This is a genomic window from Streptomyces sp. PSU-S4-23, assembly GCF_055632315.1.
The window spans coordinates 8,524,255-8,542,942 of record NZ_JBVMUU010000002.1 but is presented as its reverse complement, the minus strand read 5'-3'; the positions used below and the strand labels follow the sequence as shown (position 1 = coordinate 8,542,942).

Annotated in this window: 16 protein-coding genes and 1 pseudogene; 5 read left to right on the top strand and 12 right to left on the bottom strand. The window is 72.1% G+C overall.

Features of this window, described 5'->3' with window-relative positions; genetic code table 11:
- Nucleotides 1-5: 5 nt before the first annotated feature.
- Both ACZ79I_RS38575 and ACZ79I_RS38570 read right to left on the bottom strand, forming a co-directional pair.
- Entirely contained in the window at nt 6-1,214 is a 1,209-nt protein-coding gene (locus tag ACZ79I_RS38575; protein ID WP_471504330.1) for an NAD(P)/FAD-dependent oxidoreductase, read from the bottom strand.
- 2 nt (nt 1,215-1,216) lie between these two features.
- The gene (locus ACZ79I_RS38570) at nt 1,217-1,405 is read right to left on the bottom strand and encodes a ferredoxin (RefSeq protein ID WP_471504326.1); all 189 of its coding nucleotides are present in this window, start codon (nt 1,403-1,405) and stop codon (nt 1,217-1,219) included.
- 356 nt (nt 1,406-1,761) lie between these two features.
- On the opposite strand from ACZ79I_RS38570, the gene ACZ79I_RS38565 reads away from it, so the two are divergent.
- On the top strand, nt 1,762-3,117 hold the full coding sequence (locus ACZ79I_RS38565; protein ID WP_471504322.1) for a glutamine synthetase family protein: 1,356 nt from the start codon (nt 1,762-1,764) through the stop codon (nt 3,115-3,117).
- A gap of 16 nt (nt 3,118-3,133) precedes the next feature.
- Entirely contained in the window at nt 3,134-4,414 is a 1,281-nt protein-coding gene (locus tag ACZ79I_RS38560; protein WP_471504319.1) for a cytochrome P450, read from the top strand.
- A 92-nt stretch (nt 4,415-4,506) separates the two neighbouring features.
- On the opposite strand, the gene paaI is transcribed toward ACZ79I_RS38560, so the two are convergent.
- The 3 genes from paaI to ACZ79I_RS38545 all read right to left on the bottom strand — a co-directional run bounded on the left by paaI (nt 4,507) and on the right by ACZ79I_RS38545 (nt 6,603).
- Nucleotides 4,507-4,944, bottom strand: coding sequence for a hydroxyphenylacetyl-CoA thioesterase PaaI (gene paaI / locus ACZ79I_RS38555; protein ID WP_471504316.1), 438 nt, complete (start codon nt 4,942-4,944; stop codon nt 4,507-4,509).
- Nucleotides 4,945-5,067: 123 nt separating this feature from the next.
- Nucleotides 5,068-5,709, bottom strand: a complete 642-nt coding sequence (locus ACZ79I_RS38550; protein WP_471504313.1) for an HAD family acid phosphatase — start codon at nt 5,707-5,709, stop codon at nt 5,068-5,070.
- A gap of 147 nt (nt 5,710-5,856) precedes the next feature.
- Nucleotides 5,857-6,603, bottom strand: coding sequence for a type 1 glutamine amidotransferase domain-containing protein (locus tag ACZ79I_RS38545; RefSeq protein WP_471504311.1), 747 nt, complete (start codon nt 6,601-6,603; stop codon nt 5,857-5,859).
- 117 nt (nt 6,604-6,720) lie between these two features.
- On the opposite strand from ACZ79I_RS38545, the pseudogene ACZ79I_RS38540 reads away from it, so the two are divergent.
- A pseudogene (locus tag ACZ79I_RS38540) lies at nt 6,721-7,623 on the top strand (DUF3800 domain-containing protein).
- Between the two features lie 117 nt (nt 7,624-7,740).
- Complete coding sequence (locus ACZ79I_RS38535) at nt 7,741-9,147, top strand: S1 family peptidase (RefSeq protein ID WP_471504309.1); 1,407 nt, start codon at nt 7,741-7,743, stop codon at nt 9,145-9,147.
- A gap of 7 nt (nt 9,148-9,154) precedes the next feature.
- Here the strand turns inward: ACZ79I_RS38535 and ACZ79I_RS38530 are convergent, their stop codons facing one another.
- The 4 genes from ACZ79I_RS38530 to ACZ79I_RS38515 form a co-directional block, all read right to left on the bottom strand.
- Complete coding sequence (locus ACZ79I_RS38530; protein WP_471505501.1) at nt 9,155-9,340, bottom strand: hypothetical protein; 186 nt, start codon at nt 9,338-9,340, stop codon at nt 9,155-9,157.
- 225 nt (nt 9,341-9,565) lie between these two features.
- A complete protein-coding gene (locus ACZ79I_RS38525) occupies nt 9,566-10,261 on the bottom strand; it encodes a L,D-transpeptidase family protein (RefSeq protein WP_471504306.1) in 696 nt (231 codons plus the stop codon).
- A gap of 179 nt (nt 10,262-10,440) precedes the next feature.
- Nucleotides 10,441-11,811 carry a sensor histidine kinase gene (locus tag ACZ79I_RS38520; RefSeq protein ID WP_471504304.1) on the bottom strand — a complete coding sequence of 457 codons (1,371 nt, stop codon included), beginning with the start codon at nt 11,809-11,811 and terminating at the stop codon, nt 10,441-10,443.
- Nucleotides 11,812-11,821: 10 nt separating this feature from the next.
- Entirely contained in the window at nt 11,822-12,499 is a 678-nt protein-coding gene (locus tag ACZ79I_RS38515) for a response regulator transcription factor (RefSeq protein WP_471504300.1), read from the bottom strand.
- Nucleotides 12,500-12,689: 190 nt separating this feature from the next.
- Here ACZ79I_RS38515 and ACZ79I_RS38510 point away from each other — a divergent pair, with 190 nt between their 5' ends.
- Entirely contained in the window at nt 12,690-13,082 is a 393-nt protein-coding gene (locus ACZ79I_RS38510; protein WP_471504297.1) for a hypothetical protein, read from the top strand.
- 111 nt (nt 13,083-13,193) lie between these two features.
- Here the strand turns inward: ACZ79I_RS38510 and ACZ79I_RS38505 are convergent, their stop codons facing one another.
- The 3 genes from ACZ79I_RS38505 to ACZ79I_RS38495 all read right to left on the bottom strand — a co-directional run bounded on the left by ACZ79I_RS38505 (nt 13,194) and on the right by ACZ79I_RS38495 (nt 18,688).
- Nucleotides 13,194-14,327, bottom strand: coding sequence for a glycosyltransferase (locus ACZ79I_RS38505; RefSeq protein ID WP_471504293.1), 1,134 nt, complete (start codon nt 14,325-14,327; stop codon nt 13,194-13,196).
- Nucleotides 14,324-17,218: a bifunctional glycosyltransferase/CDP-glycerol:glycerophosphate glycerophosphotransferase gene (locus ACZ79I_RS38500; protein WP_471504288.1), complete on the bottom strand. Its 2,895-nt coding sequence runs from the start codon at nt 17,216-17,218 to the stop codon at nt 14,324-14,326. The genes ACZ79I_RS38505 and ACZ79I_RS38500 overlap by 4 nt, the downstream gene beginning before the upstream one ends.
- A 660-nt stretch (nt 17,219-17,878) precedes the next feature.
- Nucleotides 17,879-18,688 (bottom strand): SDR family NAD(P)-dependent oxidoreductase, encoded by an 810-nt coding sequence (locus tag ACZ79I_RS38495; RefSeq protein WP_471504284.1) that lies wholly within the window; start codon nt 18,686-18,688, stop codon nt 17,879-17,881.

The window sequence follows — 18,688 nt, the reverse complement described above, 5'->3', positions numbered from 1 at the left end:
TGTCCTTAGGCGGTGAGGGCGGGCTGCTGGAGCAGTTGGGCGCGATAGCGGGCCACGGCGGACACGGCGGACCGGCCGCCGAGGGCCACGACGCCGACCAGCCGGCCGTCGCGGTGGTAGCCGACGACGACGTCCCCGTCCGGAGCGCCGTCCAGGACCCGCGTGTCGTCCCGGCCGAGCGCGGGCGCGCCGAAGGACTGGAGGCGGAAGTCGTGCTGGTCGCTCCAGAACGCGGGCAGCGGCGTGAACGGCGCCACGCCTGCGTCGGCGCCGGTGAGACGGGCGACGAGCACCTTCGCGGCATGCCTGGCGCTGTCCGTCGGTATGCACCAGTGCTCGACGCGGCGCGGCACGTCGTCGTACCGGGCGTTGGGGAACCGGGCGACGTCGCCCACGGCGACCACGTCGGGGCGTCCGCCGGCCCGCAGTCGGTCGTCGGTGAGGACGCCGTCGCTCAGATCGAGCCCGTTGCCCTCCAGCCACTCGGTGTTGGCGGCCGAGCCGACCGACTCCACCACCACGTCGGCGGGCAGCACGCGCCCGTCGGCGAGGACGACGCCCGTGACCCTCTCCTCGCCCCGGAAGGCGGACACGCCCGTGCCGAGCGCGAAGCGCACCCCGCGCTCCTCGTGCCGCTCGAGCAGCGCACGGGCGAGGAGTTCGCCGAGGGGGCCCACCATCGGCAGCGGCAGCGGATCGACGACGGTCACCTCGGCCGCCCCGAGGCCGACCGCGGTGGCGGCGACCTCGCAGCCGATGAAACCGCCGCCCACCACGACCACCCGCACGCCCGGCCGGGTCAGCTCCGTGCGCAGGCCCTGGGCGTCCTCGATCGTGCGGACCGTGTGCCGGCCGGCCGGCGGTCCCGGGCAGCGCAGCCGCCTGGGCCGCATGCCGGTGGCGATGACGAGGCCGCGGTAGGGGAGGGTCTCGCCGTCGTCGAGGTGGACGGTCCGCTCGGCGAGGCGGGCCGCGACGGCCTTCCTGCCGAGGCGCCACTCCACGTCGGCCACGCTCGCGCGGGGCCGGAAGGCCAGGGACGCGAAGGGCGCCTTTCCGGCCAGGACCTCCTTGGAGAGCGGGGGCCGGTTGTACGGCATGTGGGGCTCGTCGCCGACGACCGTGATCGCCCCCGTCCACCCGGCGGAGCGCAGGTGTTCGGCGGCTCGCAGGCCCGCCATGGAGGCACCGGCCACCAGGATGCGGGGGCTCATGCTCAGCCCTCGATCCGGATGGCCTGCAGCGGGCAGACGTCGGCGGCCTCCTCGACCGCGTCACGCAGCGAGTCGTCGGGCTCGGCGACGTAGGCCAGGCGGCCGGTGTCGTCGAAGCGGAAGACGTCGGGTGCCGCGAAGACGCATTGGCCGTGGTCCTGGCACTTGTTCATGTCGACGACGACCTTCATGGCCGTTCCTCCTGGGAGTGAGGGCGCCGGAGCGGGGAGAGGGGAGGGAAGAAAGAGGGGCCCGGCTGCGGGCCGGGCCCCGGCCACAGGGGTGCGGACCGGATGGCCGCACCCCCGACTCGTTTGGCTTCAAACAACATAGGAAGCCGCCGCACCCGGGTCAATACCTATCCGGATGGATAATTTTTTCGGCCGTACTCTTGCGGGAAAGCCCCCGCGTTCCTACCGTTTGGCGTCAAACGACTGCGCCGCGGCTTCCCGTTCCGCCCCGCATCCCGCATCCGACGCCCGCCCCTGCCCGGGCCCACGAGGCCGCGGGCGTCGTCGGCCCCTCATCCCCGCTCGAGGAGACATCGGTGAGCGCACCCGACACCCCATCCGTCCGCCGGCATCTGGACCGGCTCGCCGCCGAGGGCATCGACGTGGTCCGGGTGACCTACCCCGACCTCCTCGGCACCGACCGCGCCCGCGACGTCCTGCTGGACCACCTGCCCGCGGCCTGCGAGCACGGACTGGCCTTCTGCCGGGCCGTGTACCACACCACCCCGCGCGGCGGCGTGGTGCCGGTGGCGGGCGGCCTGGACGCGGGCCTGCCCGACATCACCGTCCGGCCGGACCTGGACACGCTGGTGGCACTGCCGTGGGAGCCCGGGGTCGCCTCCTGCCTGGGCGACGTCACGGACCCGGCCACCGGGCGGCCGGCCCCGGAGTCGCCCCGCGACCTGCTGCGCGGGGTGCTCGCCCGGTGCGCCGAGCACGGACTGCTGCCGGTGGCCGGCCCGGAGCTGGAGTACTTCCTGTGCGAACCGGCGCCCGACGCGCCGCAGGGCTGGCGCCGCTACAGCGACCATCCGGGCAACGTCTACACCTCCGGGCTGCGCGCCGACCCCGACAACCACCTGCTGCGCGTCCTGCGGCCGCTGCGCGATCTCGGCGTCGGTGTCAGCAGCGGCAACCACGAGTTCGACAGTGCCCAGTTCGAGATCAACCTCACCCACTCCGACGCCATGGCCGCCGCCGACCGGTCCTTCCGCTTCAAGGCGGCCGTCAAGGAACTGGCGCGGAAGGAGGGAAGGCTCGCCACCTTCATGGCGAAGCCCTTCAACGACGCCGGCGGCTCCGGCTTCCACCTCCATCTGTCCTGCCGGGACCACGAGGGCCGCAACCTCTTCGACGACTCCGCGGGAGCCCACGGCCTGTCCGCCACCGCGCGTCACGCCGTCGCCGGCGTCCTCGCCCACGCCCCGGCGCTCGCGGCCCTGGCGAACCCGACCGTCAACTCCTACAAGCGCTTCGGGCCCGACACCCTCGCGCCCTGGCTGATCGACTGGGGCCTGGACAACCGCAGCGCCATGGTCCGCATACCGCCCGAGCGCGGCGGCGGAACGCGCCTGGAACTGCGGCTCGGCGACGCCAGCGCCAACCCCTACCTGCTGATCGCGGGCGCCTGCGCGGCGGTGCTCCTCGGCGTGCTGGCGGGCGAGGAACCGCCGGCCCCGCTGGAGGGCTACGGCTACGACACCGCCCGGTCCGCCATGCTGCCCACGAGCCTGTCCGCGGCGCTCGACGCGCTGGAGGCGGACACCGCCCTCACCGGCATCCTCGGCAAGGGCTTCACCACTTCCTTCCTTTCCTACAAGCGGGACGAGGTCGAGCGTTTCGGACGGCACGTCACCGACTGGGAGTTCACCGAGTACGCCTACCACCTGTGATGTTCAGGAGCCATCCATGACCGACATGCTCGCCGACGTCCGCGAACCGCTGCCTCTGGAGGACGTCGACCTCTCCGACCTCGACAACTTCACCGACGGTGTCACGCCCTACCGGATGTTCCACACCCTGCGCCACCAGGACGCGGTGCACTGGCAGCCGGAGGAGGCGCCCAACTCCGGTTTCTGGGCCGTGACCCGGCACGAGGACATCGCCCGGGTCGACCGTGACGCGGAGACCTTCACCTCCAGCAGGTTCGTCAATCTCGAAGAGGTCGACGACGACCAGATCGCGAAGCGCGCCTCGATCCTGGAACTGGACGGCGTCCGTCACCGCGCGCTGCGCAGCCTGATCCAGCGTCAGTTCGGCGCCGGCGTCGTCAACGGCTACACCGACTTCCTGCGCGGCCTGACGGCGAAGACCCTGGACGCCGCGCTGGCGAAGGGCCGCTTCGACTTCGTCAAGGAGGTCTCCGCCGACTTCCCCATCAATGTGCTGGCCCGTCTCCTCGACGTACCGCCGGAGGACAACCTGAAGCTCATCGAGTGGGGCAACAGGATCATCGGCAACACCGACCCCGACTACGCGGACGTACTCCTGCACAGCGAGGAGAGCGAGAAGTACCGCGACCTGCCCTTCCGCTCCCCGGCCGCCCTGGAGGTCTTCGCCTACGGGCGGGAGCTGGCCCGGCAGCGGCGCGGCGGCGACGGCACCGACCTGGTCTCCCGGCTCGTCAACCAGACCCCGCGCGACGGAGTCCCGCTCTCGCCGCGGGACTTCGACAACTACTTCCTGCTGCTGGTGGTGGCCGGCAACGAAACCACCCGCCACACCATCTCCCACTCCATGCTGGCCCTGATCCAGCACCCCGACCAGCTCGCCCGCCTGCGGGAGGATCCCTCCCTCATCCCCGGCGCCGTCGAGGAGTTCCTGCGCTGGGCCTCACCCGTCTACCACTTCCGCCGCACCGCCACCCGTGACGTCGAACTCGCCGGCAAGCGGATCAAGGAGGGCGACAAGGTCGTGATGTGGTACGCGTCCGGCAACCGCGACGAGGAGGTCTTCGGCAACCCGTACGACTTCGACGTCACCCGGCGCAACAACGACCACGTGACCTTCGGCAAGGGCAGCCCCCATCTGTGCCTGGGCAATCTGCTCGCCCGCACCGAGATCCGGATCATGTTCGAGGAGCTGATCCCGCGCCTGTCCGGCATCCGCCTCACGGGCGAGGTCGCGCGGGTGCGGTCCAACTTCGTCAACGGCATCAAGCGCCTGCCGGTGGAGGTCACGCTCGCCTGAGCGTCAGCCCGCGCACCTCCCGAGGGCGGGGGTCACGGCCCCGGCGCGCCCGCCGCGGCCGTGGCCGTGGGGCGCGCACGACCGGGCCGCCCTCACTCCCCCGCCGGCAGCGGCTTCCCCGTCGGGCGCAGCGTGCGGCTGCGTCCGCGGAACTCGGCGATCACCTCGCCGCCGCGCAGGACGCTGACGTCGTAGATGCCGCTGCGGCCGAACGTCGTGCGTTCCCGGGCCGTGGCCATGAGCACGTCGCCCTCGTGAGCGGGTGCGACGAAGTCGATGTCGGCCGCGGCAGCGACCGTCACGGGGCCGTGGCCGTTGCAGGCGCAGGCGAACGCGGTGTCCGCGAGCAGGAAGAGATAGCCGCCGTGGGCGATCCCGTGGCCGTTGACCATGTCCGGTGTCACGGTCATCCGCAGCACCGCGGATCCCGGCGCGTGCTCCAGCAGTTCGATGCCGAGCCGTCGGGACGCGTGGTCCCGCGCGAACATGGTCTCCGCCGCGGACGGCACGGACTCCTGTGCACGGGTCATCGCGCGTCACCACCCCAGTCGCACCAGCCACCGAACGAATATTCGGTCAGCAGCATACCCCCCGCCCGGACGCCGGCACGGAGCCGGAGCCCCGTGCCGGCGCCGGGCGCGCGGAGGGGACCGTCAGGACAGCTGGCCGCCGTAGTCGGGCAGCTTGAAGGTCCGCTCGGCGTGACCGCCGACCAGGTCGGAGTCGTTGTTGCCGACGTTCGCGATGATCGTGTAGCCGCGCGCCTCGATCTCCGCGCGCTTGCCCGTCTTGTACTCGCTGACCTCGTCGAACAGATCCGGCAGGTCACGCACGTACAGGCCGTCGACCGGGTAGCCCACGGTCTTGAGGTTCCACTTGGTCTCGGCCTCGATGATGCCGGGGCGCGCGGTGACGAAGAAGACGGCGACACCGCGGGACTTCGCGTACTGCGCCAGCTGCAGGGACGGCTGCACGGCCGGGGTGGGCAGCGCGTACCACGGGTGGAAGTCCGTCTCCAGCGCGGTGTTGTCGATGTCGAAGACGATCGCGAGTTGCTGCCCGGCCGCGTTCGCGGTGCGCTGCTCGACGTAGGGCTGCGCCTGGTCGATGACCGCCTTCACGTCCGCCTGCCAGGTGGCGTAGTCGACCCCGGACGCCTGTACCGCGGCCACGCTCGCGGTGGTCGCGGCCGGAGCCGCGGAGGCGGTCTGCGCGGCGGTGAACGTGCCACCGATCCCCAGCGCCACGACCGCCGAGACCGCGCCGATCCGGCGCCCCACACCACGTCCTGTCATACCCGTCCCTTCTCTCATGTGAAAGCGGCGAGGGCGTCGCACCCCCGCCGCACTGGGCATGCTCATGCCTAAGCATGGACGACGGACCACGGAAAGGTTACTGATTGGTAGACAGTTACTCGCCGGTACACACGAATGGCCGGGTCTTCATCCCCGCAGCAGCGCGAGGAACCGCCGTGCGAAGAGATACGCGTCCCCGGGCCAGCGCGCCGAGACATAACGGCCGTCCTCGGCAACGAACGCATGCGTGTCGTCCTCGGCGGTGCCGCGCCGGGTGAGTTCCCGCGGCCCGCGTTCGAACAGCGTGTCCGGGTCGCTGAGCGCCGAGCGCACCTCGTCCTCCACGTAGGCCGGATAGGTGCGGTAGTAGCGGCCGAGGCGCCAGGCCGTGGCGAGGTACGCGGTGCGTTCCATGTACTTCGGCAGACAGGTCGTCCTGTGCCCGGCGAGCACGCTGCGGCCGGTGCCGGCGTCGCGGGTCCGGGCGAGGACCAGCACGCCGTGGCAGATCGCGCCGACCGGCCGCTCCAGCGCCCAGAACCGCGCGACCTGCCGCTGCAGTGCCGCGGACTCCAGGTACTGGCGCATCCCGGGCGCGTGCCCGCCCGGCAGGAGCAGCCCGTCGAACCTTGTCACGTCCAGGGAGTCCCAGGACACCGTGGCCGAGAACTCCGGTGCAGCCGTGAGCTGTTCGTAGAACCGCCGCGGTTCGGGCTCGGCGCCGAGCCGCCCGAACAGCACGCCCGTCAGCAGTCGGGGATCGGCGGCGGGACGGGTGCCGGCCCGCTCGGTGGCGAAAACGACCTCGTGGCCGGCGTCGGTCAGCAGCCGCCAGGGAACCGCCACCTCGGTGACGTCGAAGTCGTGGTCGGGCACCGGCATCAGCACGCGCATGCGCCCATCATGGCAGCCGGGTCGCGTGCCCATGACAGGACCCGCGGGCATTCGCGCGGTTCACCGGTGGCCGGATGCGGGATGATCCCCCTGGGGCACAGGGCAGGGGGCGAGGCGGTGACCTGGAATCGTGGAGGCTCGGCCCGCTCGGGTACGGCCGGACGGCTGATCGAAGTCGCCTGCGACGAGTCGGGATCCGACGGCGAGAACCTCACCGGCGGGAACACCGACGTCTTCGCCCACGCCGGCGTGCATCTGCCCCTCGCGTCGGCGGCCGCCCACGTCCAGGAGATCCGCGACCGGATCCGGTCCCCCGCGGAGGAGTACAAGGCGACCCATCTGCTGCGGGAGAAACACCGGTCGGTGCTGGAGTGGCTGCTCGGCGACCCCGCGCCGGCCCTCGTCCTGTACCGCCGGGGGCCCGCCCGTGTCGGGTCCGAGCGGTGGCGGGACTTTCTGGAGGCGGCCAACGGGCTGATGCGTGTGCGCAGCGACGGCGAACCGGGGGCTGCCGTCGACGCGTTCCTCGACGCGGTCGACGCGATACTCCGGACGGCCCCGCGCGGCGAGGTGGGAGAGATCCTCACCCGGCTGGGCCGGGCACGGGACCGGGCCATCGCGTACCGGGAGGGGATCCCCGGGGACGCGGCGGACGTTCCCGCGCTCAATCCGCTGGTGCCGGCGATCGTGCGCACCGCGGCGCACTGAAGCGCGGGCGGTGACCGCGTCGTTCTGGTCCACGACGAGCAGAACCTGCTCACCGCACGGCGCATCGCCCGGATCGAGGAGACGGCCGGGCTCGCCGGGCTCCGGCTCGTCGACTCGCGCCTCGACCCTCGGGTACAGCTCGCCGACTTCCTCGCCGGGACCGCGCGCAGGATCGCCTCGGACCAGCTGAACGGCCGCGGCGACCGGGTGCTCACCGCACTGCTGCGGCCCTACGTCGAGGAGGACTCCGTGTGGGGCGACGAGCGCAGCGGCACGGCGCTGCGCGGCCCCGCGCCGGCACCGGCCTCGTGACGTCCGCGGCACGCCGGTGAACACCCCGGCGCGGACGCACGTATGGAGGAAGGGCGCTCGACGACCGGAGCGTCCCGCGGTGGTGACGCCGTGCTGTTCGGGGTTCGGGAGCCATGGATGAGGCATGCACGACGACGGATCGTCCGGCGGGGAGCGCGGATCGCGGCCCTCGGCGGAGTGCTCCTGGGTGGTCTGATGGTCACTCAGGCCCTGGCCGGCGAACCGTCCGGCGCGCAGACCCCCGACGGTACGTCCGCCCAGGCCGCCTCCCGCACGGGTTCCGCGCTGGTGTCGCGGCTCGGGACCTCGCGCACGGCGGGCAGTTGGCTCGCGTCGGACGGGAAACCGGTCGTCGCCGTGACCGACGAGGCCGCGGCCGCCCAGGTGACGGCGGCCGGGGCCCGGCCCAAGATGGTCCGTCACAGCATGGAGCAGCTCAAGTCGGCCACGAAGAGCCTGAGTTCGGCCCCCCGGGTGGCCGGTACCGCCTGGGTCGTGGACTACCGGACCAACCAGGTGGTGGTGGAGGGCGACAGCACCGTCTCCGCCTCCGACTGGTCCCGCATGACGGAACTCGGCGACGGGATCGGCGACTTCGTCCGGATGGAGCGGATCCAGGGCAGGTTCACGACCCGGGTGAACGGCGCCCAGCCGATCTTCTCGACGGGCGGCCGCTGCTCGGCGGGCTTCAACGTGACCAACGGCACGAGCGAGTTCATCCTCACCGCCGGACACTGCGGGCCCGGCGGCTCGCTGTGGTTCTCCGACAACACGGGCCGCACCCAGATCGGCCGCACGGTCACCTCGGAGTTCCCGGGCGACGGCGACTTCTCGCTCATCCGGTACGAGAACGGGCAGGCGAGCACCGGGGAGAACGTCGTCGCCATCGGCGGCGGGCGCGGGGTGCGCATCACGGCGGTCGGAGACCCGGTGGTCGGGCAGAGGGTCTTCCGCAGCGGCAGCACCAGCGGTCTGCACGACGGCGAGGTCACCGCGCTCGACGCGACGGTCAACTACCCCGAGGGCGCGGTCACCGGCCTCGTCCAGACCACGGTGTGCGCCGAACCGGGCGACAGTGGCGGCCCGTTGTTCTCCGAGGGCATCGCGCTCGGGGTGACCTCGGGCGGCAGCGGCAACTGCCGGACGGGCGGTACGACGTTCTTCCAGCCGGCGACGAAGGCGATGTCCGCGCTCGGGGTGCGGCTGACGGGGCAGCCGCCGGCGTCTGCCGGGGCGCCCGCCGCGACATCCGCGGCCGGCTCCCCGTCCGCCCCGGCGTCGCAGGGTGCGGCCATCGCGCCCGGGCCGGCGGCCCCGGGGTCGGCCGCTCCCGGCGCCGTGCAGCAGGTCGGCACCGCCGGCGCCTCCGGCGGCCTCCTGTCACGGCTCGGCGACCCGCGGAACATCGGACCCGGCCTGCTGGTCATCGCCGGCAGCCTCGTCGCCCTGGCGGCCACCCGGTACATCCGCACGGAGCAGGAACGCAACGCCTACCGCCGCGCCTACTCCGGCACATGGGGCTGATCAGGGATCAGGCCGCCTTCGTGGGGCGCGGGGAGGCGGCCGCCCATTCCATGACGAGTCGCTGGTACTCGCGCCGCTCCTCCATGCTCAGCGTCCCACCGCTGCGGAACCACAGGGCCCGGATCTCCTCGTTGACCTCGTCGGCGGAGCGTTCCACTGCGGGTTCGGGAGTGGTGGACATGTTGTGAAGCATACGCAGCATGCCGTGAAGACGATGTGATGAACCGGGCGCCTTCCGGCATTGCGGACCGTGAAGCTGATCACTCCGCGCCGGTCGCGGATCACGGGAAAGGGCCGGCCCTCCCACATCCGCCGAGCCGCATCGCGGCCGGGCCCCGTCCGCGATGCGGTGATCGTGCGGTTGTGCACTCCGGGCGCCCGGCCCGGCCGTTGACGGGACGGCCGGGCCGTACGCGCCTCAGGTGCCGGGCTTGCGGCCGTAGACGAACGCGTCGTCGCCGGTCTTCAACAGCGACCAGTACTTCTTGGCGGCGGTCTTGGTCATGTTGACGCAGCCGTGCGAACCCGGCGGGTTCCACATGCTGACCCCCACCGAGTGGAACGCCTGGCCGCCGTCGAAGAACTGGCTGTAGGGCATGGGCACGTTGTAGATGGTCGACACGTGGTCGATGTCCCGCCAGTAGATCCTCTTCAGGCCGGTGCGGGTCTCATACCCGTCACGGCCGGTGCGGACCGGTACGGGGCCGTAGACGAGTCGCTTGCCGTCCTGGATCCAGCTCAGCTGCAGCGTGAGGTTGACACAGGCGATCCGCCCCTTGTTGACGGGGCACGCGCCGCCCTTGTTCGGGTTCGTCCCGACGGCCCTCTGCTTGTTCATCAGGTCCATCACCCCCCAGGTCACGGGGCCCGCGTAGCCGATGGCCGGGGTGATGCCGTGCTTGCTCTGGAAGGCCCGGATCGCCTTGCAGTCGGCGGCGGACTGTTTGCCGTCGACCGGCCGGCCGAGGAACTTCTCGACCTTCTTCTGGTACGGCCCGGTCTGCGTGGTGCAGCTCGCGGCACCCGCGGGCGCGGCGCCGAGCGCGAGCGTGAGCGGTGTCACGAGTGCGGTGACCCCGAGTGCGACGGCTCCCCGTCTGCGTATGTCCCCCATGGCGGACCTTTCGTCTCCGGTACGGGCTCCTGTGCCGGATGCTCACCGTACGTGGCACTTGTCCTGCCAGGTAGACCACCCTCGGCGCCGGAGGGTTGCAGCCCCGTCCACACCGCGACCAAAACGTGACATTCCACCCCGCCCGGCCGGCAGGGGCGTACGGCGCGACGCGGGCGCGGTCAGGGCTCGGTGGTCGGGATGTGGACCACGATGCGGGCACCCGGCCCGTTGTCCTCGATGCGGACATGGCCATGGTGGGCGGCGACGACGTCGTGGACGATCGCCAGCCCCAGACCGCTTCCGCCGGTGTCCCGGGCCCGCGCCCCGTCAAGGCGGGTGAAGCGGTCGAAGACACGGCGCCGGTCGGCCGGCGGGATGCCGGGACCGTCGTCGGCGACCGTCAGGCACGCGGTGCGGTCACGGACCCGCAGGCTCACCTGGATCCGGGCCACCGCGTACCGGATGGCGTTGTCCAGCAGATTGCGTACGACGCGGGCCAGCGCGTCCGCGTCCCCGTGCACACGGGCCGCGCCGACGGCGTGCTGGTCGATCTCGAGGCAGGTGTGCCGACGGGCGCTGCGGACCTCCTGGAAGACGATCTCGTCCAGGTCCACCGGGCGCCTGCGCAGCCGGGGCCGCGCGTCGAGGCGGGCCAGGCGGACGAGCCCGTCGACGAGCGTGGACAGCCGCTCGCTCTCCTCGAGGAGCGCGGGACCACGTGTGCTCCAGTCCGCGGCCCCGGGATGGCGGACCGCCACCTCCAGCTGGGTGTGCAGGCTGCTGAGGGGGCTGCGCAGTTCGTGTGCCGCGTCGGCGATGAACTGCCGCTGCCGCTGCGCCGAGACATCCAGCCGGGCGAGCAGGTCGTTGAGCGTCCGCGCCAGCCGCCCCAGGGCGTCGTCGGCGGGCGGTACGTCCAGACGGCGGCCCAGGTCGTAGACGGTGATCTCGGCGGCCTGGGCGCGCATGGCCTCCACGGGCCGCAGGGCCCGGCCGGTCAGCAGCCAGACGGCCCCGGTGAGCAGGGCGACGGCCGCTGGCACGGCGACGGTGAGGCCCAGGGTGAGTTCCGACAGGTTGTGGTCCACGGCCGCGGTGGGGACGGCGACGTACACCGTCAAGGGGTTGCCGCGCTTGCCGGCGGTGACGCCCACCGCACGCCAGGTGCCCGCCTCGTCCAGGGGCAGCCCGTGCACGGTGTGGGCCCCGGACGTGGCGGAGGAGACGGGGGCGAAGGAGAACAGCGCGGGCTCGCCCGCCAGGTTCGCCGAGCTGGACCGCACGGCCCGGTCGGCACCCACGACCTGGACGGCGCTGTCGCCGCTGTCGGAGGCCGGCAGGGTGCGGGCGAGGCCGCCGCTGTCGATGCTCGCCGCGATGACCTGGGCCCGCTGCAGCGCGGTCTGGTCGAGCGCGCCGATCAGGCTGGAGCGCAGCCAGCCGGCCAGCAGGGACGCCGCACCCACCAGTGCCAGCGCGATCACCAGCGCGGCCGCGGCGGTCAGCCGCAGCCGCAGGGAGCGCCTGGCCCACCACGCGGGTACGGGCATGCGCACGGCGTCACCTCCCGCTGCCGCGCAGCCGGTAGCCGGCGCCGCGGACCGTCTCGATCGTCCGGCGGCCGAAGGGGGCGTCGATCTTGCGCCGCAGATAGCCGACGTAGACCTCGACGATGTTGGTGTCGCCGTCGAAGTTCTCCTCCCAGACGTGGTCGAGGATGTCCGTCTTGCTGATGACCTCGTCGGAGTGCCGGAGCAGGTACTCCAGAAGAGTGAATTCGCGGGCGGTCAGGGAGATCTCCTGCCCCGCGCGGTGGCAGCGACGGCAGGCCGGGTCCAGGGCGAGGTCGCCGGCCTCGAGCACCGCGGGCCTGGCGGGCGCGCCGCGGCGCAGCAGAGCGCGCAGATGGGCCACGAGCACCACATAGGAGAAGGGCTTGCTCAGATAGTCGTCGGCGCCGAGGTCGAGGGCGTCCGCCTCGTCGTACTCGCCGTCCTTCGCGGTGAGGATGAGCACGGGCGCCCACACGTCGGCCGCGCGCATGCGCTTCAGCACCTCGTATCCGGACATGCCGGGCAGCATCAGGTCGAGCACGATCGCGTCGTGCGGTTCGTTGGCGGCACGCCACAGCCCGTCGACGCCGTCATGGGCGACATCGGCGACGAAGCCCTCCTCGGCGAGCCCCTGGGCTATCGCCTCGGCGAGCCCCCGTTCGTCCTCGATCACCAGCACTCGCATGGTCGTCCTCTTGATCCACCCTACGGAGACCCGGCCCGGACCGCGCGTCGAGCACACCCGGTGACGGCCGCGGCGCGGACCGCGACCGGGGCGGCCACCTCTCTCAGCCTCCTCTCAGCGGCCCTGCCGCAGGCTGACATCAACGGGATGAAAGAGGGCTTCCGCGCCCGTCAGACGAAGGAGAAACGCAATGACGATCGTCCGACGCAGGGTCGCACTGATCGCCGGCACGATGCTGCTGGCCGGCGCGGCGAGCAGCGGTGTCGCGATGGCGAGCACTCCCTCGGTCGCACCCACCTCGGTTCAGACCAACAACGGCCACGGGGACCACGACCGCGGGTACTACCGGGACTACCGGTGCTGGGACTGGCGCTACGACCACGGCTATCGGGACGGCTGCTACCGCTTCGGCGACCACCGGCACTTCCGGTACGACTTCCGTGACCACGGTTACTACCGCGACTTCCGCGACCACGGATACTTCAACAACTACGACTTCGGCTTCCGGGACCACGGTGGCTACGGTGGCTACTTCAACGGCGACCGCGGCTACTTCTTCGACGGAGGGTTCCGCGGGCGGTAACGGCGCCGTGTGACCAGCGCTGTGTGCCGGTTCGTGCCCTCGGGCGCGAACCGGCATCGTCGTGTCCCCGGGACGGCCGTCCCCCCACGTCGTCATGACAGGGGGCGGCGCTCAGCGCTCCAGGAAGTCGAAGAGCTCCTCCCACCGGCGGGTGATCACATCGGGGGCGAAGCGCTGCACGTTCTCCCGCGCCCGCTCCCCCATCGTGTCGCGCAGGTTCTCGTCGGACATCAACCGGACCAGCAGCCGGGCGAGTTCCGTGGTGTTGCCGTGCCGGGCCAGCAGACCGTCCTCGCCGTCCCTGACGATCTCGCGCACGCCGGGGGAGCAGTCGAACGCGGCACACGGCACACCGCAGGCCATCGCCTCGAGGAGGACGAGCGGGAAACCCTCCCCGCGCGAGGACTGGACGAACACGGACGCCCGCCTGAGCGCACCGATCACGTCGTCGGTCTGCCCCGCCCACTCCACCGAGCCGTCCAGGCCGAGTTCCGTGCACCGCTGCCGCAGTTCGGCCTCGTAGTCCCCGGCGCCGTAGATGCGCAGGATCCAGCCGGGCTGCCGCGGCGCCGCCTCCGCCCAGACGTCCAGCAGCAGGTCCACGCCCTTCGCATGGCTGAGCCGTCCGATGCTGACCACCGCCTTCTCCGTGCGCGGTGAGGGCGCTCCGGGCGTCACCGGCAGCGGATTCGGCAGGAAACCGACGTTGTTGAGACCTGCGCCCACCCAGCCGTCGGCGTCCTCCTGGGTCAGCAGCAGCAACCGGTCCACGTCCTTGTAGTACCGGAGCACACGCTCGAAGCGCGACGAGCGGCGGGATGCCTCGAAGGACTCGTGGCTCATGCCGATGACCGGGTGCCCGGCGGTGTCCGCGAGCACCACCCACTCCATCGCCCACACCTGGGTCACGATGATCACGGCACCGGGCCCCGCGGCTCGGAACGCCCGGGACAGCCGCTCCGCGGCCCGCCGCATGTCCGCCTCCTGCCGGCGGACGGACGGATCGAACCGGCCCAGCGGGACGCGCGGCCGGCGACGGCCCGGGGGCCGCCGGTCGTACAGGGTCAGCGTCTCGAACGGCGGGTTCTCGCCGAGGTCCATCGGCACCTCCGGCGGGGCGATGCCGATGATCGTGACCCGGTGGCCGCGCCCGGCCAGCAGCCGGGCCATCTGCTCCTGCCAGCGGCCCACGCCCCCGAGTTCGTTGACCTCGTTGGCGACGAAGAAGATCTCACGCTGCGTCATCGAGTCCCTCCCGCCGGGCCGAAGAAGCGGTCCACGATGCGAGCCGCCGCGTCCCCGCGGTCGTACTCGCCGTACTTGTCCACGAACTCCTTGAGCCGCGCCTCGTACTGGGTGCCGACGGTCCCCAGGTCGGACAGCGCGGCGAAGAGTTCGTCCTCGGTGCGCGCGACCGGGCCCGGGGCCTCCTCCAGGAGGTCGAAGTACGTCCCGCGCATGTCCTCGGAGTACTCCTCCCAGTCGTACGCGTAGAACACGAGCGGCCGTCGCAGCAGCGCATAGTCGAACATCACGGACGAGTAGTCGGTGACCAGGGCGTCGGACAGCAGCAGGAGCGGAGTGATGTCCGGTTCGCCCGTCACATCGATCACGCGGCCCGCCACCGACGGCGGGAGACTGACCCGGTTGAGGTAGTGGGAACGGACCAGCAGCGTGAGGCGGTCCCCGAACACGTCGGCGAAGCGCTCCACGTCGAAGGGGAACGCGAAGTCCCGTACGCCCCCGTCGGGCCGGGCGCGGAACGTGGGCGCGTACAGCACCACGCGCCGGTCCTGGCGGATGCCGAGGCGCTCGGCGAGCAGTCGCAGGGCCGGCTCGGACGCCTGGGGGTCCCTGGCCGCCCGTACCAGGGCGTCGTTGCGGGGATAACCCGTGCGCAGCAGCTTCTCCTCGGGAATGCGGTAGGCCCGGGCGAGGGTGCGGACGTCGTGCTCACTGCGCACCACGAAGTGGTCGAAGCGGTCCAGCGCCCGCTGGTAGGAACGCTGTTCCTGCTCGGACATCACCCGGTGGGCGGGCTCGTCGAAGCCCATCCTCTTCAACGCCGAGCCGTGCCACGTCTGGATGTAGGTGGTCCCCGGGCGTTTGGCCAGCTTGAGGGGGAAGCCCTGGTTGTCGATCCAGAACTCGGCCTGGGCCAGCGCCCTCAGATAGCGCCAGGACCACCGGCGGACGAGTTCGACGTCCTGCGGGAAGCCCTCGGGCCGGGCGCCCGCGTACGCCCAGACGGCGGTGACGGGCAGCCGACGGCGCCGCATCTCCTCGTAGACGGCCCGCGGGCTGTCGCTGTACTGCTTGCCGAGGTGGCTCTCGAAGACGACGGTGCCCTTGCGGACGGGGAGCACCTTCAGCATGCGGTGGTAGCCCTGGACCTTGCGCCGGCCGGAGGCCAGTTCCCTGCGCACGGCCCGCAGCGCACGGTAGGCGCCCTTGGCGCTCCTGGCCGCGGAGCCGTGCAGGTTGCGGTCCACGACGGCCCGCCCGCGCCGGGCCGCCGGGCCCTGCTGCGTGAGCCGGAAGGCCAGATGTCCCTTGGCGGAGACCTGCGGTTGGAGCCGGTCCGCCACGAACCGGCTGAGCCGGGGGCGTACGGGCACGGACGCGGCGTTCTCCAGGTCGACACGGCCGGCCGTGATCCGTGTCGTGGTCCCCTTCCCGTCCGCCGTCAGGTGCAGCCGGACGTCCCACACCTCGTCGACGACGCCCAGGGGCCGCAGCCCGCCCGGCAGCGGGACGGCGGCCTGCCAGGCGATGGTGTCGCCCTCGTGACGCACCGTCCGCACCGGGAACCGGAAGGTCTGCAGGCTGCGGCGGCGGGCCCGGAACTCCAGCTCGGCGGTGAGGCTCGCGTCCTCGGGGACGGTGTGCAGCGGGTTGACCACCGCCCCTTCGAGCACCACCAGGTCCCCCCGGACGGCGTATCCGGTGAGCAGGTTGCGCAGGAACATCCGGTCCAGGGATCTGCCGTGGTAGCCGAGGCCGGTGACGTCCATGATGTCGCGCGCCTTCGGATCGTCCAGGTGCTGCTCGCACCAGTAGACGCGGCCGTCGCGCTCGGTGAGCGGTGCCGAGACCTTGTCCCGGTTGATCAGCGTGTCGACGGCGGGCATCAGGTTGTCCCAGTCCTCCCGCAGCAGCAGGTAGGCGCAGATGGCGTGCACCCGGTCCAGCCGGTCGTACGCCGCTTCCGGGAAGTCCTGGACGTAGCCGCGGGCCAGCTCCGCGAACCGGTGCCGGTAGTCGTCGTCGAGGAACGGCAGGTCGCGCAGGTACAGGACGAGATCGTGCTTGAGGAACTTGATGTCCTTGTGCAGCTTCAGCCCGTCGAGGCCGCGCCGCTCCAGCACGGCGTCGATACGGCGGTGGATCTCCAGCCGGTCGCTGAAGTTGTTGATCTCGTGGCGCCGGTTGCTGATCGACTTGGCCGTGGTCTTCTGGACCACGTTCCAGAAGTACACCGTGTTGGGGATCAGGGTGATCCGCCCTGCCGCGAGGTAGGCCCGCGCCGAGAACAGCAGGTCCTCGTAGTGGATGCCCCGAGGGAAGGTCAGGTCGTTCTCGACCAGGAAGTCGCGCCGGTAGCACTTGTTGGTCGAGAGGGTGTCGAAGACGAAGAGGTCCGGCAGTTCGGCGATCGACTCGACGGTGCGCGTGCTCCGGTACAGCCAGGGGTACCAGGGGGTCCGCTTGTCGTGTCTGCTGTCGGTGTACACCCGGACGCACAGTCCCGACACGAGATCGGCGCCGGTGCGGTCGGCCGCCTCCAGCATGTTGCGGCACGCGTTGGGCTCAAGGGTGTCGTCGCTGTCCAGGAACATGACGTAGCGTCCGCGCGCCACGGCCACGCCCTGGTTGCGGGGCTCTCCGCAGCCGCCGCTGTTCTCGGGCAGCTGGATGGCCCGCACACGGCCCGGGTGGGCGGCGGCGAGCGATCGCGCCACATCGTACGACCCGTCGGTCGAGCAGTCGTCGGCGATGACCACTTCCACGCCACGCAACGTCTGGTCGAGCACGGAGCGTACGGCCACCGGGAGGCGCCGGGCATCGTTGTAGACGATGACGACGACGCTGATGTCCGGCTCCGCCCCGCCTGACTCGGGGATATCGATCGACACGGCCACCTCTCGTCTCGGATTCCGACTCTCCGGACGACCGCCCCGTCACCGCCGCGGCTGTGCGGCGCCCGCGAGGGCATCCCGTGGACAGGGTGCGCCCGGTTCAGCACGGGACCAAGACCCTACATCGATCGGGGTTCGGGCCGCGCCCGCAGCCGCGGCCGGGGCGGTGCGCCCGTCCGCCCTTCCACGCTACGTGACGGCACAGGGGCCAGGGCCACGCACGACACGCGCCCGGCGTGCGCAGGCCACGGTACGGGGAGGGCGGCGCGAGGGCGGGGACGACGGGTGCCGGGCGTCCCCGCGGTGTCCGTCCCCCGGCCCGCCGGCCGGTACCCGGAGGGTGCTTCCGCCCACGTCAGCATGGGCACCGGGCCCCCGGGGGCAGCGAGAGCCACGCCGTGTCGGCCGCCCCTCCCCGCACCGGGCCGACGGGCCCGGGACGGTCTTCGGTGGAACCGTGCGGGGCGTGGCTCCGTGCGGTATCCGGCGGATTCCGGTGGGCGGTTCTTACCAAGATCATGTGCATGCCGGGCAACGGGATGCGCCCGGGCTCCCTCTTCACGGCCGATGGAAGATGCGACGACGCCCGGCCCCCGTGCAGAGCCGACGGTCGCGCCGCCCGGCGCGCCACCGGCGGCGGTGACGTGGGCGCCGGCCCTACGGCGCCTCCCGCGTCGCCCCGCGCTGAGCCACCTTCTGCCGGAACCCCGTGTTCACGGCGAGCAGGCCGCCGTCGACGCACAGCGTGGTGCCCGTGATCCACACCGCGTCACGGGAAGCGAGGAACGCGACGGCCGCCGCGATGTCCTCCGGTTCACCGACCCGGCCCAGTGGGTACAGCTCGCTCACCGCGGCGAGGTCGGCGTCACGGCCCCGCCATGCGGAGGTGCGGACCGTGCCCGGCGCCACGAGGTTGACGCGGACCCCGCGCGCGGCCGCGTGCCCGGCCAGGGTGCGGGTGAGGGACATGAGGCCCGCCTTGGCGGCGCTGTAGGCATGGTTGCCGAAGTCCTGGATGCCGTTCACCGAGCCGATGTTGACGATGGCGCCGCGGCCGGAGGCCACGAGGTGCGGGAGGGCCGCCCGGCTGCAGCGGTACGCGCCGGTGAGGGTGAGATCGATGTCCCGGGCCCACCCATCGTCGGGCTCGTCCTCGAAGAGCGGCGCGTCCGGGGTACAGCCGTACGCGTTGTTGACGAGCACGTCCAGCGCGCCGAAGGCGTCCACCGCGCGGGCCACGGCCGCCTCCACGGACGCGCGGTCCGCGACGTCGCACCCGAACGCCTCGGCCGGCGCGCCCAGTTCCCGTATCGCACGCGCGGTCTTCTCGGCCTGCGCCCCGTCCACGTCGGTGACGAGGACGCGGGCGCCCTCCTCGGCGAGACGCCGGGCGGTGGCGGCGCCGATGCCGCGCGCCGCGCCCGTGACCAGAACTCCGTACCCCTCGAAACGCCTCGTGTGATCCAT

Coding starts and splice junctions, on each gene's coding strand:
- ACZ79I_RS38510 (WP_471504297.1), top strand. CDS start 12,690: ATGACGATCGTCCGACGCAGGGTCGCACTGATCGCCGGCACGATGCTG.
- ACZ79I_RS38545 (WP_471504311.1), bottom strand. CDS start 6,603: ATGCGCGTGCTGATGCCGGTGCCCGACCACGACTTCGACGTCACCGAG.
- ACZ79I_RS38520 (WP_471504304.1), bottom strand. CDS start 11,811: ATGCCCGTACCCGCGTGGTGGGCCAGGCGCTCCCTGCGGCTGCGGCTG.
- ACZ79I_RS38575 (WP_471504330.1), bottom strand. CDS start 1,214: ATGAGCCCCCGCATCCTGGTGGCCGGTGCCTCCATGGCGGGCCTGCGA.
- ACZ79I_RS38530 (WP_471505501.1), bottom strand. CDS start 9,340: ATGCTTCACAACATGTCCACCACTCCCGAACCCGCAGTGGAACGCTCC.
- ACZ79I_RS38550 (WP_471504313.1), bottom strand. CDS start 5,709: ATGACAGGACGTGGTGTGGGGCGCCGGATCGGCGCGGTCTCGGCGGTC.
- paaI (WP_471504316.1), bottom strand. CDS start 4,944: ATGACCCGTGCACAGGAGTCCGTGCCGTCCGCGGCGGAGACCATGTTC.
- ACZ79I_RS38515 (WP_471504300.1), bottom strand. CDS start 12,499: ATGCGAGTGCTGGTGATCGAGGACGAACGGGGGCTCGCCGAGGCGATA.
- ACZ79I_RS38535 (WP_471504309.1), top strand. CDS start 7,741: ATGAGGCATGCACGACGACGGATCGTCCGGCGGGGAGCGCGGATCGCG.
- ACZ79I_RS38495 (WP_471504284.1), bottom strand. CDS start 18,688: ATGGATCACACGAGGCGTTTCGAGGGGTACGGAGTTCTGGTCACGGGC.
- ACZ79I_RS38560 (WP_471504319.1), top strand. CDS start 3,134: ATGACCGACATGCTCGCCGACGTCCGCGAACCGCTGCCTCTGGAGGAC.
- ACZ79I_RS38505 (WP_471504293.1), bottom strand. CDS start 14,327: ATGACGCAGCGTGAGATCTTCTTCGTCGCCAACGAGGTCAACGAACTC.
- ACZ79I_RS38525 (WP_471504306.1), bottom strand. CDS start 10,261: ATGGGGGACATACGCAGACGGGGAGCCGTCGCACTCGGGGTCACCGCA.
- ACZ79I_RS38570 (WP_471504326.1), bottom strand. CDS start 1,405: ATGAAGGTCGTCGTCGACATGAACAAGTGCCAGGACCACGGCCAATGC.